The organism is Bradyrhizobium sp. 170 (assembly GCF_023101085.1).
Classification (GTDB): domain Bacteria; phylum Pseudomonadota; class Alphaproteobacteria; order Rhizobiales; family Xanthobacteraceae; genus Bradyrhizobium.
Map to the genome: position 1 here is coordinate 1167692 of NZ_CP064703.1, position 14228 is coordinate 1181919.

The 14228-nt window shown below is 61.1% G+C and carries 13 protein-coding genes; 10 read left to right on the forward strand and 3 right to left on the reverse strand.

Annotation, left to right across the window (positions count from 1 at the left end):
- Nucleotides 1-3: 3 nt before the first annotated feature.
- From IVB05_RS05610 to IVB05_RS05620, 3 genes are all read left to right on the forward strand, one after another.
- Nucleotides 4-570 carry a hypothetical protein gene (locus tag IVB05_RS05610; RefSeq protein WP_247783435.1) on the forward strand — a complete coding sequence of 189 codons (567 nt, stop codon included), beginning with the start codon at nucleotides 4-6 and terminating at the stop codon, nucleotides 568-570.
- Between the two features lie 71 nt (nucleotides 571-641).
- Entirely contained in the window at nucleotides 642-1259 is a 618-nt protein-coding gene (locus IVB05_RS05615; protein WP_247783436.1) for a LysE family translocator, read from the forward strand.
- A 192-nt stretch (nucleotides 1260-1451) separates the two neighbouring features.
- On the forward strand, nucleotides 1452-2429 hold the full coding sequence (locus IVB05_RS05620; RefSeq protein WP_247783437.1) for a DUF3592 domain-containing protein: 978 nt from the start codon (nucleotides 1452-1454) through the stop codon (nucleotides 2427-2429).
- Nucleotides 2430-2634: 205 nt separating this feature from the next.
- Here the strand turns inward: IVB05_RS05620 and IVB05_RS05625 are convergent, their stop codons facing one another.
- Nucleotides 2635-3432, reverse strand: a complete 798-nt coding sequence (locus tag IVB05_RS05625) for an N-formylglutamate amidohydrolase (RefSeq protein ID WP_247783438.1) — start codon at nucleotides 3430-3432, stop codon at nucleotides 2635-2637.
- 102 nt (nucleotides 3433-3534) lie between these two features.
- Between IVB05_RS05625 and IVB05_RS05630 the strand changes: the two genes are divergently transcribed.
- The 3 genes from IVB05_RS05630 to IVB05_RS05640 all read left to right on the forward strand — a co-directional run bounded on the left by IVB05_RS05630 (nucleotide 3535) and on the right by IVB05_RS05640 (nucleotide 5761).
- Complete coding sequence (locus tag IVB05_RS05630; RefSeq protein ID WP_247783439.1) at nucleotides 3535-4446, forward strand: transglutaminase family protein; 912 nt, start codon at nucleotides 3535-3537, stop codon at nucleotides 4444-4446.
- A 2-nt stretch (nucleotides 4447-4448) separates the two neighbouring features.
- Nucleotides 4449-5261, forward strand: coding sequence for a transglutaminase family protein (locus IVB05_RS05635; protein WP_247783440.1), 813 nt, complete (start codon nucleotides 4449-4451; stop codon nucleotides 5259-5261).
- Nucleotides 5262-5362: 101 nt separating this feature from the next.
- Nucleotides 5363-5761, forward strand: coding sequence for a gamma-glutamylcyclotransferase family protein (locus IVB05_RS05640; RefSeq protein WP_247783441.1), 399 nt, complete (start codon nucleotides 5363-5365; stop codon nucleotides 5759-5761).
- 162 nt (nucleotides 5762-5923) lie between these two features.
- Here the strand turns inward: IVB05_RS05640 and IVB05_RS05645 are convergent, their stop codons facing one another.
- Nucleotides 5924-6490 (reverse strand): chlorite dismutase family protein, encoded by a 567-nt coding sequence (locus IVB05_RS05645; protein ID WP_247783442.1) that lies wholly within the window; start codon nucleotides 6488-6490, stop codon nucleotides 5924-5926.
- Nucleotides 6491-6806: 316 nt separating this feature from the next.
- Here IVB05_RS05645 and dnaG point away from each other — a divergent pair, with 316 nt between their 5' ends.
- The 3 genes from dnaG (at nucleotide 6807) to IVB05_RS05660 (ending at nucleotide 13279) form a co-directional block, all read left to right on the forward strand.
- Nucleotides 6807-8816, forward strand: a complete 2010-nt coding sequence (gene dnaG, locus IVB05_RS05650; protein WP_247783443.1) for a DNA primase — start codon at nucleotides 6807-6809, stop codon at nucleotides 8814-8816.
- Nucleotides 8817-9208: 392 nt separating this feature from the next.
- Nucleotides 9209-11323 carry an RNA polymerase sigma factor RpoD gene (gene rpoD / locus IVB05_RS05655; protein WP_247783444.1) on the forward strand — a complete coding sequence of 705 codons (2115 nt, stop codon included), beginning with the start codon at nucleotides 9209-9211 and terminating at the stop codon, nucleotides 11321-11323.
- 195 nt (nucleotides 11324-11518) lie between these two features.
- Entirely contained in the window at nucleotides 11519-13279 is a 1761-nt protein-coding gene (locus IVB05_RS05660; protein WP_247783445.1) for an RNA-directed DNA polymerase, read from the forward strand.
- A gap of 111 nt (nucleotides 13280-13390) precedes the next feature.
- Here the strand turns inward: IVB05_RS05660 and IVB05_RS05665 are convergent, their stop codons facing one another.
- Nucleotides 13391-13627 carry a hypothetical protein gene (locus IVB05_RS05665; RefSeq protein WP_057849867.1) on the reverse strand — a complete coding sequence of 79 codons (237 nt, stop codon included), beginning with the start codon at nucleotides 13625-13627 and terminating at the stop codon, nucleotides 13391-13393.
- A 329-nt stretch (nucleotides 13628-13956) separates the two neighbouring features.
- Here IVB05_RS05665 and IVB05_RS05670 point away from each other — a divergent pair, with 329 nt between their 5' ends.
- Nucleotides 13957-14196 (forward strand): PilZ domain-containing protein, encoded by a 240-nt coding sequence (locus tag IVB05_RS05670; protein ID WP_256473206.1) that lies wholly within the window; start codon nucleotides 13957-13959, stop codon nucleotides 14194-14196.
- Nucleotides 14197-14228: the final 32 nt, after the last annotated feature.

Consider the following 14228-nt stretch of genomic DNA (forward strand, 5'->3'; position numbering starts at 1 on the left):
GCGATGTCGCGTTGGCCGTTCATTGCGTCAGCCATTGTGGCGCTTGGTGCGCTGTCGGGCGCTGCGGCCTATCAACACACAGCAGAGCGCCAGGATGAATGGAAAGACGAACGGAATGGCGAGTGGCAGGAGATCGCCTGGCCGTTTCCCCGCGATGGTTGGCCCGCGGGCAAGGCCTTCCGCTGCGGCACCCCTGCGTGTGGCGGCGAGGTGGAGCTTTACGTGCGGCCGAAGATGGGGTTCTGCAATTGCGACCGTGGCGTCGCCGACGACGATGAGGTCGATCGCGTCGCCGATCTGGACCTGATGAGCGCGCATTTTGCGCCGCTCGCGCCGGGCCAAATGGTCCGGCTCGCGGATATGCCCGGTCGGACCAGGGCCTATGATCTCAAAATGCCTGACGGTTCACCGCACATTGCCGTCGGCGTCGCGGTTTCGCGCCGCTGCGATCTCCTGGTTGCGGTCGCGCGCGGCAGGGGTGACGCGCCCGAGATGCGGCGCGCGGCGCTGGACTTTCTGGCGACCCGCGAAATGACGCGCTGGATGACGGCTGCGATGGAAGGGCGGTAGCTTGCTGCCTTCTTTCCATCTCTGGCTTGCGCATGCATAATGACGTAACCGCCCTCTCACCGGAATCTCCCATGTCCCTTCAAGCCTATCTCGCTTTTGTCGCCGCCTGCATCGCGCTGGCGCTGTTGCCGGGTCCGGTGGTGACGCTTCTGATCGCCAACGGCCTGCGGCACGGCACCCGCGCGGCGCTGATCAATTGCGCCGGCGCGCAAACCGGCCTCGCCATCGTGATCGGCATCGTCGCGGTCGGCCTGACTTCGCTGATGGCGACCATGGGCTACTGGTTCGACTGGGTGCGCTTTGCCGGTGCGGCCTATCTAATCTGGCTCGGCATCAAGCTGATCCGTTCGCCGGTCGAAGGCGTCAACGCCGATGACCCGCCGCCTCCGCCGCGCGGCGGCTTCTTCCTGCAGGGCTTTCTGGTGCTGCTCTCTAACCCGAAGGTGCTGGTGTTCTTCGGGGCGTTCATTCCGCAGTTCATGGACATGGAAAAGGACCACCTCCCGCAGGTGGCGCTGCTCGGCATCACCTTCATGGTGATTGCCGCCTCGACCGATGCCGTCTACGCGCTGCTGGCCGGCCGGGCGCGATTGTTCTTCTCCAAGCAGCGCACGAGGCTGGTGTCGCGCATCTCCGGCGGCTTCATGATCGGCGGCGGCATCTGGCTGGCGCTGACGCGGGCAAAGTAAATCCGGAGCTTCGGTTCTGAAGGAATCAGAACCGAAGCTCTGGATTCTTGTCTTGACGCGTTTTCTTTACGCGAACCGGCATCCACCCCGGATCAAGTCCGGGGCAGGCTTCGCTTGAAAACGCTATGGCCGCCGTTGAACCCGCGGCGGCGGCGGCGCGTCTAACCGCAAGCCGCCTCTGGGGAACAAGCCGTGCTGCCTGACCTGCCGTGGTTCGTCTATGCGATGCTGCTCGCCCCGCTTGGGCTGATCCTTGCCGCCGCCACCTACAAATCGCTGCAGGTGCGCGCCGCGCGCGAATGGCCGTCGGCTGCGGGTAAGGTGGTGGTCTCGAAAGCCGAGGTGCGCAAGGTCAAGGTGATCGACGGCGATCGGGAGGAGGGGCATCGCTTCGAGGAGCGCAACTTCGCCGACATCGTCTACGAATATTCGGTTGCGGGCAGGAAGCTGCGCTGCAATCGCGTCAGCATCGGCGAGGACCTTGGAAATTTCCAGGTCGCCGAAACCATCGCCAAATATTCGGTCGGCGCCGTCGTCACCGTCTATTACAACCCGCGGCATCCGGACCAGGCGGTGCTGGAGCGCGACCTGCCGAAGGGCATGTGGGGCTGTCTTGGGATCGGCACGGGGATCGTGCTGGCGATCCTGTTCGGCTCGGCGATCGGCCTGCACCGGATCACCGAGTTCGTTTCGTCGCGGCTTCCGCATTCGGAAAATTCCGCAGCGGCCGTTGCCTTCGCCGCTTTCGGCACCGCGGTGGCACTGTTCGCGCTGCTTGTGCACCGGCAGGCATCGCTGGCGAGCAAATGGCCTGTTGTAACAGGCACCATCGAACTTTCCGATATCGAGCAATACCGCGCCGCGCCGAGGGACGGATCGTCGCGCGGTCAGATCATGTATCAGCGCAAGGTGTCCTATGCCTACACCTACAACAATATTTCCTACACCAGTACCCACGCCCGCCTCGCCAGCAGCGTCGCCTCGACATCGCGCTGGCTGGTGCGCAAGTCCACGACCGATTACCAGAACGGTGCCACCGTGAAGGTCTGGGTCAACCCCGGGAATCCTTCGGAGGCGACGCTTGAACCGCGCACGGGTTTTGTGTGGGTGCTGTGGTTGGCAGCCGTGGCGATATGGGGCGTGGCGTATTACGCCGCGGTGCATGGCTAAGATCACTTGCGAAATACGTAAGCGCGCCGCAAGGGCAGTCAGCTTCGTAGGGTGGGCAAAGGCGCGTTAGCGCCGTGCCCACCATCAAGCATTCCGCTCATGATGGTGGGCACGCTTCCGCCTTCGCTCGTTGAGCTACGGCGGACAAGTCGCTTTGCCCCCCTACGGACTGTCGCCGCCGCACAAATAGTCGAAGCAATCGTGGCTAAATCAACCGCTGCGCCCGCAACACCACGTCAACCTCACCTAGAATCCGCGCCAGCCGCTCCGCCCACGCTATCTCGCCCGCGGGATCCGAGATCAAATCCTGACGGATCTCGATTCCTGTGTTCATCAACCCGCGTGCTTCGCCGTGCACGGGGATGGTGTAGTCGGTCTCGTCGCTGACCGCATAGGGCTCGTTGTCGCCGACCACGAGATCGCCTTCGGCGCGCAGCAGTTTCAGCAGCAGCGGCGGCAGATGCGTGTCGCGGTGATAGAGCGTGCCGATATGCCAGGGCCGCGCGATGCCGGCATAAACAGACGTAAAGCTGTGCAGCGACACCAATACCGTCGGCATATCGGCGCTGCCGCGCTGGTCGATGATCTCGCCGATGCGCCGGTGATAGGGATCGAAGATTTGCGCGCGCCGCATCAGGGCTGCCTCGCGCGAAATGCCCTCGTTGCCTGAAATCGTCGTGGCCTCGCTGATGCGCGGGATCGAGCTTGCGACATGGGGCGGGCGGTTGCAGTCGATGACGAGCCGCGAATAGCGCTGCACGATCAGATGGGCGTCGAGATGTTTTGACAGCGCCTCCGCGACGCCGGCAATGCCGACGTCCCAGGCAATATGGCGCGTCAGCTCGCTCTCGGGCAGGCCGAGGTCACCGAGCCCGCGCGGAATCAGCCTTCCATAGTGGTCGCAGGTCAACAGGAACGGCGAGCGTCCACCGGCGTTGAATTCGCGGACCGGAGGAACATCTTCGGAGCTGAGGAGCAGGGTTGTGTCGGCGGCGTCGTCCAAAGCGTTTTCCTTAAAGCGGTGCCTATCGAAGCAGCACCCCGATCTACAATTGAGCAGGATTCGGCCTAGATTAGATGTACCAGAATCGATGATTGTTTGACGATGCCGCTCCTGACCATCAACCACAAGACCGTTTATCGCTACAGCCGCCCGGTCGCGTTCGGCGAGCACCGCATCATGCTACGGCCGCGCGACGGCCATGATCTGCGGGTGCTGTCCGGCAGCCTCGAGATCGAGCCGCAGCCGATGCGGCTGCGCTGGATCCACGACGTGTTCGGCAACAGCGTCGCGATCGCAACCTTCGACGAGCGCGCCGACACCTTGTCGTTCACATCGACCGCGACGGTGGAGCACAGTCCGGCCGAAGAGTTCGCGCTGACCGCGGACGATCCCGCTTATTTCTATCCGTTCCTCTACGACGACGAGGAGCTTCCCGACCTCCTGCAGTTCATCACGCCGCAGTATGGCGATCCGAACGGCGAGCTGTCGGGCTGGGCGCGGCAATTTCTCGACACCGACGGGCCGACGCCGACCTTCAATATCCTGAGCGGCATGACCCATGGTATCCGCGAGGCGTTCCGCTATCGCAAGCGCCACGAGCAGGGCACCCAGCATCCGCTCGACACGCTGCAGACGGGTTCCGGCACCTGCCGCGACTATGCGCTGTTCATGATCGAGGCTCTGCGCCGGCTCGGCATCGCCGCGCGTTTTGTGTCCGGCTATCTCTTCATTCCCGGCGACCGCGCGCATGGCTATGTCGGCGGCGGCTCGACCCATGCATGGGTGCAGGTCTATCTGCCGAGCGCCGGCTGGATCGAGTTCGATCCGACCAACGGCATCATCGGCACCCGCGATCTCATTCGGGTGGCGGTGGCGCGCGATCCGCGTCAGGCTATCCCGCTGCACGGCGCCTATCTGGGTTCGCCCGACGCCTTTGCGGGGATGGAGGTCCACATCAGGGTAGTTTCGGTCGGCGACGAGCCGCACGAAGCGCCGCAGGCGGAGAAGGTCTGAGCATGGAGATCAAGGTCGGCTTCGAGATTTCGTATGCGGCCGCCCAGCCGACGCCGATGGTGATCATGCTCTCGATCCATCCGTCGCGCTTTGCCGATATCGTCGGCACCGAGCGGATCACAGCCGGGCCTGACGTGCCGATCGGCTTCTACCGCGACAGCTTTGGCAATGTCTGCGGACGGCTGGTCGCGCCCGCCGGCGGCGTCACACTGCGGGGCGATGCGCTGGTGCGCGATTCCGGCCTGCCTGATGCGGTGGTGCCGACCGCGCAGCAATTGCCGATCGACCAATTGCCCGACGAATTGCTGCAATACCTGATGCCGAGCCGCTATTGCGAGACCGACAAGCTCACCGACATCGCCTGGTCGTTATTCTCCAACACACCGCAGGGGTGGGCGCGGGTGCAGGCCATCGTCGATTTCGTGCATCACCACGTCAGCTTCGGCTACGAGCATGCGCATCACATGAAGTCGGCGCATGACGTCTACGAGCAGGGCGCCGGCGTCTGTCGCGATTTTGCGCATCTGGCGCTGACCTTCTGCCGCTGCATGAATATCCCGGCGCGCTACTGCACCGGCTATCTCGGCGACATCGGCGTGCCGCGCGATCCCGCGCCGATGGACTTTTCGGGCTGGTTCCAGGCCTATCTGTCCGGCCAGTGGTACACGTTCGACGCGCGCCACAATGTCCCGAGGGCCGGCCGCATCCTGATGGGCACCGGCCGCGACGCCGCCGACGTCGCGCTGACCACGAGTTTCGGGCGGATGGATCTGGTGAAGTTTTTCGTCATCAGCGACGAAGTCGTGCCGGCTTGAGGTGGCTCTCTCCCCGTCATTGCGAGCGCAGCGAAGCAATCCATCTTTTCGTGCGGGCCCTATGGATTGCTTCGCTGCGCTCGCAATGACATAGAAAGCCCATGATTTCAGATCGTCTGTTCGTCTACGGCACGCTGATGCGCGGCTTCGACCATCCGATGGCGCAGCTTTTGTCGCGCAGCGCGGATTTTCTGGGCGCAGCCACCTGCCGTGGCCGGCTCTACCTCATCAAGCATTATCCGGGGCTGGTGCTCTCGGACGATCCCGCCGACATCGTATTCGGCGAACTGTACCGCCTGCGTGACCGCGACGCCCTGCTCGGCGAGTTCGACATGTATGAGGCCTGCGGCGCCGGCTTTCCGGAACCGACCGAATACATCCGCCGCATGCTGCAGGTAACGCATGAAGACGGCGCGGCCGGCGAGGCGTGGACCTACGTCTACAACTGGCCGGTCACCGGCCTGCCGCAGATCGCCTCGGGGAAGTTTCTGGAGAACTAGCTCTCGTGTCCCGGACGCGGTGCAGCCTAGGCGATGCGTAGCATCGTCCGGTGGCGCTGCGCCGCAGAGCCGGGACCCATGCCCGTGATGTCGCACAAGTGTAGGCCCGGCTTAGCAGCGCATCGCTTTCGCGCTGCGCAGCATCCGGGGCATGAGAATTGGTCACCCCGCGTCCAGCCGCTCGCGCTCCATGCGGATATCCACCTCGCGCTCGACATAGCGCCACTCCTCGGTGGCGCGCAGCGTGCGGACCAGTTCCTCGAACGCATCAGCATCGGCGGGCGCGTATTCGAACCAGGTCAGGAAGTCGAAGGGCTCGCCGAGATCGCGGCTGTGATAGAGCTGCCGGGCGACCGCCGGCAGGTATTTCAGGCTCGCCGCAATGTGGTGCGATCGGTCCTCAAAAATCTGCCGCCGCTCTTCCTGCGTTAGCTCCCACCACGTCGCCGATTTCTTGATCGGGATCAGCGCGGCATAGGTTGCCTCGGGTCGGCCGATCTCGGCTGGATCGGCATCAAGCCGCTTCTTTTCGTCGCGCTCGGTATAGCGCAGGTGGCTGGCGACGCCGGCCAGCCGCCAGGAGGTCGGCGAGGGCATGATCGGCAGCGCGATCGACAGCGAATGCACGACCGACAGCGTCGGCGTCGGCGCCAGCGACGCGCCCCTGACCGGCCCGAACCGCGTCACCCGCCATGCCCCGCTCCGGCCGCCTCTGAAAATCGTGAACATGCGGATATGGAAGCCCGGAACCGGTCGGGGTTCAAGGCTTCTCCGTCGCCATTCCCCGGTGCGCAATGGCGCACCTGAGGGCGCGCGGAGCGCGAGCTTTGATGTGCACTTGCACATCAGAGAATCCATTGGGCCGCGCAGTCGACGGATAGATGGATTCCGGGCTCGTCCTTCGGACGCCCACAGGTGCGCAATTGCGCACCGGGGAATGACGGCCCCTGTGAATAGCGGCGAGAAGCCTGATAAACATCGCTTTCGGAGCCGGCATCCCTATATCCATGATCGGTTCGCCTCACGACTCAGGCCCAAATCACCCATGCGCTTCACGCCCCAATTCCTCGAAGAGCTGCGCGCCCGGCTTCCGGTCTCGGAAGTCGTGGGCCGCCGCGTCAAGCTCAAGAAGGCAGGGAGGGAGTTTAAGGGGCTGTCGCCGTTCCAGCAGGAAAAGTCGCCCTCGTTCACGGTCAACGACCAGAAGGGCTTTTACCACGACTTCTCCTCCGGCAAGCACGGCGACATCATCTCGTTTTTGATGGAGACCGAGGGTGTCGGCTTCACGGAAGCCGTCGAGCGGCTGGCTTCCATGGCCGGCATGGCGCTGCCGGCGGCGACGCCGGATGCCGCGCGGCACGAGCAGCGCCGCAAGACGCTGCACGACGTGATGGAACTCGCCGCCAAATTCTTTGCCGACACGCTGGCCTCGCGCAACGGCGCCAAGGCGCGCGGCTATCTCGGCGACCGCGGCATTTCGCCGGCGACGCAGCTGCAGTTTCGCTTGGGTTATGCGCCACCGGATCGCTTCGCGCTGAAGGAGCATCTCGGCGCGCAGGGCATTTCGACCGAGGACATGGTGGAAGCCGGGCTGCTCGTGGCGGGCGAGGACAAGCCCGTTCCGTTCGATCGGTTCAAGGATCGCGTGATGTTTCCGATCACGGATTCCAGAGGCCGCGTCATCGCCTTTGGCGGCCGCGCGCTGGAAAAGGACGTGCCGGCAAAATATTTGAACTCGCCGGAAACGCCGCTGTTTCACAAGGGCGACAATCTCTACAATCTCTCGACCGCGCGGCAGGCGACGCATAACGGCTCGCCGCTGATCGTGGTCGAAGGCTATGTCGACGTCATCGCCATGGTCACCGCAGGCTTTGCTGGCGCGGTGGCGCCGCTTGGCACGGCTTTGACGGAAAACCAGCTCGCGCTGCTGTGGAAGATGGCGGACGAGCCGATCCTCTGTTTCGACGGCGACCGCGCCGGCCAGAAGGCGGCGTATCGCGCCGCCGATCTGGCGCTGCCTGCGCTGCTGCCGGGAAAGAGCCTGCGCTTTGCGCTGCTGCCCGAAGGGCAGGATCCTGACGACCTCGCGCGCTCCGGCGGCCGCGTCGCGATCGAGGAAGTGATTTCAGCCGCGCGTCCGCTCGTCGACATGCTCTGGTCGCGCGAGATCGAGGGCGGCAGCTTTGCTACGCCTGAGCGGCGCGCCGCGCTGGAGGCACGCATCAACGAACTCTCCAAGGGCATCCGCGATGAGGTGGTGCGTCGCCATTATCGCGACGATCTCGCCGATCGCCTGCGGCGCGCCTTTGCGCCGCAAGGTGGGGGCGGCGGCTATGGCCGGGGTAATTTCCGGACCGGGCAGGGCGAATCACCCCGCGCGTTTGCCCCGCGCGGAGCAGGCCAAACCGGCCGATTCGCCCCCCGGGGTGGGCGCGGACCGGGGGCGGGCACAAGCCCCGCGATCGCCTCGGGCCCCTACCAGGCGGCCAGCCCCCAACTCGCGACCAGCCCGATCATGCGCGGCCAGCGCAGCGCGATGTCCCGCCGCGAGGCACTGATCCTGCAATCCCTGATTAACCACCCCTGGCTGCTGCACGACCATCTGGAGGAAGTGGCGATGCTGGAACTGGCCCATCCCGAGGCCACCAAGCTCCGCGCCGGCATTATTACGGCCTTCGCCAACGACCATCACCATTCCCCTGACGTCGAGGAGCAGGCCGAGAAAATGCGGGCCGATCTCGAGGCCCGCGGATTAAACGAGGTTCTTCAAAGGGTTGAGCGGGCGATCACGACCTCGGCGGTGTGGGGCAGCAAGCCCGGCGCCGCCCGGGAGGATGTTTTGGCCACCTGGCAACAACTCGTTGTCTTGCATCAGAAAACGCACGCCCTACTTAGGGAGAAGAAAGATGCCGAACTGGCGTTGGGCGATGAGCCCACTGACGCCAACATGGCATGGCTGAAGGACGTGAGCATCCGGCTGGAGTCGCTCGACGGCACGGAGGCCCTGATCGAGGGTTTTGGCGAGCTTTCGGGCCGGTTCCGGAAGAGCGTGTGATAAAAAAATGATGCGGACGGCGGCGGCCGTGCCCGCAAAAAGACTCGCCAAATCCATGGTTTGGCGGCAAAAACAGGGTTAAGCGAAGCTTAATAGTCCGAAGGTTACTTTAACGGCGCCGAAGGGCTATTGGCATAACACCGGCGATGGCGGGTTAAAAGGGGTGGCGACGTCTGCGCCGCCCCTTCCGCGTCGTGTGCATGCGGAATACTCAGGGGCACGAGCGTGATCCGGAAAAATGGATATCCGGTTTTCCGAAACGATCACGCGCAAAGCAAGGATCTGGCGGGTTGGCTTTTCGAACAAAAGACATCCTGCTGACGACTTCAGTAATTCAGAGGCGGGTGGCGTTGCGCGCCATCCCGCACGAGCGCGTTTCGGGAGCTTGATGAATGGCCACCAAGGCAAAGACGCTGCAGGTTAAGGACAAGGAAAAAGACGACAAGGCAGCGGACGCCCCTGAGAAGGACTCGCCCGACGCGCCGTCGCCGTTGCTCGACCTCTCCGATGCCGCGGTCAAGAAGATGATCAAGCAGGCCAAGAAGCGCGGCTTCGTGACCTTCGATCAGCTCAACGAAGTGCTGCCCTCCGACACCACCTCGCCCGAACAGATCGAGGACATCATGTCGATGCTGTCAGACATGGGCATCAACGTGTCCGAGGCCGAAGAGGCCGACGCCGACGAGGAAAAGGAAGACGAGGCCGACGACACCGACAACGAGCTTGTCGAGGTCACGCAGAAGGCCGTCACGGAAGTCAAGAAGTCCGAGCCCGGCGAGCGCACCGACGATCCCGTCCGCATGTATCTGCGCGAGATGGGCACGGTGGAATTGCTGTCGCGCGAAGGCGAAATCGCGATCGCCAAGCGCATCGAGGCCGGCCGCGAGGCGATGATCGCGGGCCTGTGCGAAAGCCCGCTGACCTTCCAGGCCATCATCATCTGGCGCGATGAACTCAACGAAGGAAAGATCTTCCTCCGCGACATCATCGATCTCGAAGCGACCTATGCCGGCCCCGACGCCAAGAACAACATGAACCCGGCGTTGATCGGTGCGCCCGCCGACGGTCAGGCGGCTAACGGCGAGGCTGCGCCCGCGCATGTCGCACCTCCCGCTGCACCGCCGTCGCCGACTCCGTTCCGCGCCGCGCCCGCGGCTGCACCCGGTGGCGACACCGTGGAAAAGGATCCGGCCGAGTCCGCCGCCGAAGGCGACATGGATGACGACGAGTTCGAAAACCAGATGTCGCTTGCCGCCATCGAGGCCGAGCTGAAGCCGAAGGTGGTCGAAACCTTTGACAAGATCGCCTCCGAATACAAGAAGCTGCGCCGCCTGCAGGAGCAGGACATTGCCAATCAGCTGCAGAGCGAGTCGCTATCGCCCTCGCAGGAGCGCAAGTACAAGAAGCTGAAGGACGAGATCATCGTCGAGGTGAAGTCGCTGCGGCTGAACCAGGCCCGTATCGATTCGCTCGTCGAGCAGCTCTACGACATCAACAAGAAGCTGGTCTCGTTCGAAGGCCGCCTGCTTCGTTTGGGTGACAGCCACGGCGTCGCGCGCGAAGACTTCCTGCGCAATTATCAAGGCTCGGAGCTCGATCCGCGATGGCTCAACCGTGTCTCGAAACTCTCCGCCAAAGGCTGGAAGAATTTCGTCCATCACGAAAAGGACCGCATCAAGGAGCTGCGCCACGAGATCCAGTCGCTGGCCGCTTTGACCGGGCTCGAGATCGGCGAATTCCGCAAGATCGTGCACGGCGTGCAGAAGGGCGAGCGCGAGGCGCGCCAGGCCAAGAAGGAAATGGTCGAGGCCAATCTGCGTCTCGTGATTTCGATCGCCAAGAAATACACCAACCGCGGCCTGCAATTCCTCGACCTGATCCAGGAAGGCAACATCGGCTTGATGAAGGCGGTCGACAAGTTCGAGTACCGCCGCGGCTACAAGTTCTCGACCTACGCCACGTGGTGGATCCGGCAGGCGATCACGCGCTCGATCGCCGACCAGGCCCGCACCATCCGCATCCCCGTGCACATGATCGAAACCATCAACAAGATCGTGCGCACGAGCCGCCAGATGCTCAACGAGATCGGCCGCGAGCCGACGCCCGAAGAGCTCGCCGAAAAGCTCGGCATGCCCTTGGAGAAGGTCCGCAAGGTCCTCAAGATCGCGAAAGAGCCGCTCTCGCTCGAAACCCCCGTCGGTGATGAAGAAGATTCACACCTCGGCGATTTCATCGAGGACAAGAACGCGATCCTGCCGATCGATGCGGCGATCCAGTCCAACCTGCGCGAAACCACCACGCGGGTTCTGGCCTCGCTGACGCCGCGCGAAGAACGCGTGCTGCGCATGCGCTTCGGCATCGGCATGAACACGGATCATACGCTGGAAGAAGTCGGCCAGCAGTTTTCGGTGACGCGCGAACGTATCCGCCAGATCGAGGCGAAGGCGCTGCGCAAGCTGAAGCATCCAAGCCGGTCAAGGAAGCTGCGGTCGTTCCTCGATAACTGATTATTGTCATTGCCGGGATCGACCCGGGCATCATCGAATACGAAGTGGCGGGCCGAAAGCCCGCCTTTTCTTTGTCGTACACCGTTTAGCCACCTTGATTATTTTTGCTCATCAGGCTCTGGTTGCAAAGAGCAATTTTAAATTGTGTATTGGGCCCGGATGCATTCTCCAAAATTTCCACTCAAAGCAAAGAAGTTGCGCGACGTAATTAACGAGCCGCGCCTCAAGCTCACCTGGAAGAACAAGGTTAGAGAGGCAATGCGGCGGCAGCCGGTACCTGACCCTCTAGAACACTTGGATTTTCACATACGCATCGATGCTATTTGTACGGCGATTGAAGCGGAGGTTGTCTCTGCGGCGTACATTCCTCGCAGTCCAATTCGCTTCCTTGCGGAAAAATCAAAAGGTTTGTGCCGACAATTAGTTATACCCTCGGTAAAAGACTCCCTCATCTTGCAAACGCTCTCCGATGCACTGTGGGCTGAGATTCGAAAGAAAGCACCCACCGCAAAATCCTTCTATGCTCCGGATGATCACCAATTTTCGAAGGTGGTGAAAGGGCATTCATCGGAGTATGGGCCAATCAACGCTTGGCTGGCGTTCCAAGAAACCATCTTTGGTTTTGCGAAGAGTAAGAAGTATATCGTCGTTACCGACATCGCCAATTACTATGATTCTATATCATACGATCATCTTCGAAATATCTTGGCCGATTACGCTTCGGTTCGAGAACATGCTCTCGACCTGTTGATTTATACGCTGTCGTGCATGCTTTGGCAGCCGGACTATATGCCCCGTATTCCTATTGGTTTGCCGCAAGCTCATTTGGACGCTCCAAGACTCTTGGCTCACAGCTTCCTGTTTGAGATCGACGAATTACTTTCTCACACTGCAGGAATCGATTTTGCGCGATATATGGACGACATAGACATTGGTGTTGATACCATCCCCGACGCTCGCAAAGCGCTTCGTGATTTGGATCTTGCCCTTCAGACGCGGCAAATTAGACTCAATTCTGGTAAGACTAGAATCTTGACTGAGTATCAAGCCTACGAACATTTCAAAATTCGCGAAAACGCGCTGCTTGATAAACTCTCGGACCGAATCCAAAACAAGTTAGCGGCCAAGTTGCCGCCCACGAGCGAAAGGCGAAAGGTTGAACTAGCGATACGCGCAGGCTTGCGGCGAGGAACATTCGTAGACGGTAACGGTGGGAAGATTCTTAAGCGGTTGATCAATTTTTCTCGGCAGGTACGCGCAAACGTTGATGACTCTATTTTCTATGATTTTCTTACTAACTGGCCCGCCTTGCGCCAAGTGGTGCTTACTTGGTGGCAAAGTAGTGCGACTCCGGAAGCGAAGCTTCACCTGATTTCGTTGTTGCTCCTAGACGGTGGCTTGGTCGATGACGCGGCGCGAATGGATGTTGCCGTTGCATTGGTTGCCGCTCGGCTTCCAAAGAATGCGCTTGTTGCCGGAGAGATTATCAAGATTCTGTATGCACTTGATCATACGACGAATTGGGGCTTTTATGCCAAGATATGGATTCTCTCCAAGTACGGAACCGAAAATGAACTCATGAAGCTCATCGAAACAACCGTTTCTCTTTGGGGCACGCATGAGCACTTATCCCGACTGGTCGCAGGTACTTTTCCCAGGTTCTTGAAATCACCGCTCCGCGCTAAGTTTGAAGCCATTATCCAGCGGGCTGCGAGCGCTTCGTCTATTCCAGTATTGCAATTTCATAAAGATCTTGCAGTCGGAACAGTCGGGTACACAGCGATCAAGAATTTCATGCTCGCAAATAATACCTCTCAACCGAACGGAATATCTCATTCTAAATTTCTGATGCTGCTTTCTCTCCTTGGAAATCCTGGTCTTGCACCGACAGCAGTCGGTAATCTTAGGAAAGTCCATGCAACGGCATTGTCCGATGCGTACTATTCTACGTTATGAGAGCGGGTATATGCTGCCGGAGGAAGAGCACGAGGCAGGGGTACTCAGCGCGCCTTCGAGCGATCAGTGCCCAACTTGTGCGGACGTAGCTCGGTCATCACTCGAGGCGGCTCACTTCTTCTTCGCCCCGACCCGGCTGATGCTCTTGATCGCCAGCGGCGTGCGGCCGGATTTCTCGGCGATTTCGCGGTCCTGTTCCATGATGTATCCGCGCGCCGGCTCGTCGCCGTCGAGCCCGCCGAGCAGCTCGGAAGGCACGCGCCGGTTGGAGCGCTGGGAATCGTCTTCATAGACGACATTGAAAAAGGCGAACTCGCCTTTGGGATTGGTTCCAGGTTTCTTCGCCATGGGCGGCTTGTGGTCGATCAGGGCGCCACTGTCAACCAAGTCCTCCGCTGTACCACTCGGACGCGCATGGCCGGTTTCTTGCGGCCAATTTGAAGCGACGATTGAGCGCGCGGCCACCGTCGCTACACCCCAGTTCCGCCAAGCAATTTGTAGTTGAATACACTGGTTTGCATCACGACAAGCATCGCTGGGCAACAACCTCAATGCACTAACAACAGGTTAATCCCACTCTGCCGACCCCCGTAGCTTACGAAAAAGTTTCGCGCGCTTAGCAACCTTTAACTCGCGGTCGATATCCTGGAACGTATTTCGCGATTAGGAATACTGCGGTGGTCGAAACTCGGATTGCTCCACGGGTTCGCATTATGAAGGCTGCCAAAATCGATTATGGCGGCGACAAGTATCCTTGCGTGGTTCGCGACATATCCAGCACCGGCGCCGCACTGGAGTTCTCCGATCGAATTCTCATTCCCGATCAATTCACGCTGATCATGCCGGAAGAGCGATTGAAGATTTTGTGCAGCGTTGTATGGCGAAGAGAATACCGCGTTGGCGTGCGGTTTGAATAATTCAAGCCGAGAGCCTGTGATTGCGACAGTCG

Excerpts from the sequence above, each read along its gene's own strand:
- IVB05_RS05610 (WP_247783435.1), top strand. The coding sequence starts at position 4 with ATGTCGCGTTGGCCGTTCATTGCGTCAGCCATTGTGGCGCTTGGTGCG.
- IVB05_RS05615 (WP_247783436.1), top strand. The coding sequence starts at position 642 with ATGTCCCTTCAAGCCTATCTCGCTTTTGTCGCCGCCTGCATCGCGCTG.
- IVB05_RS05630 (WP_247783439.1), top strand. The coding sequence starts at position 3,535 with ATGCCGCTCCTGACCATCAACCACAAGACCGTTTATCGCTACAGCCGC.
- IVB05_RS05635 (WP_247783440.1), top strand. The coding sequence starts at position 4,449 with ATGGAGATCAAGGTCGGCTTCGAGATTTCGTATGCGGCCGCCCAGCCG.
- IVB05_RS05640 (WP_247783441.1), top strand. The coding sequence starts at position 5,363 with ATGATTTCAGATCGTCTGTTCGTCTACGGCACGCTGATGCGCGGCTTC.
- IVB05_RS05645 (WP_247783442.1), bottom strand. The coding sequence starts at position 6,490 with ATGTTCACGATTTTCAGAGGCGGCCGGAGCGGGGCATGGCGGGTGACG.
- dnaG (WP_247783443.1), top strand. The coding sequence starts at position 6,807 with ATGCGCTTCACGCCCCAATTCCTCGAAGAGCTGCGCGCCCGGCTTCCG.
- rpoD (WP_247783444.1), top strand. The coding sequence starts at position 9,209 with ATGGCCACCAAGGCAAAGACGCTGCAGGTTAAGGACAAGGAAAAAGAC.
- IVB05_RS05665 (WP_057849867.1), bottom strand. The coding sequence starts at position 13,627 with ATGGCGAAGAAACCTGGAACCAATCCCAAAGGCGAGTTCGCCTTTTTC.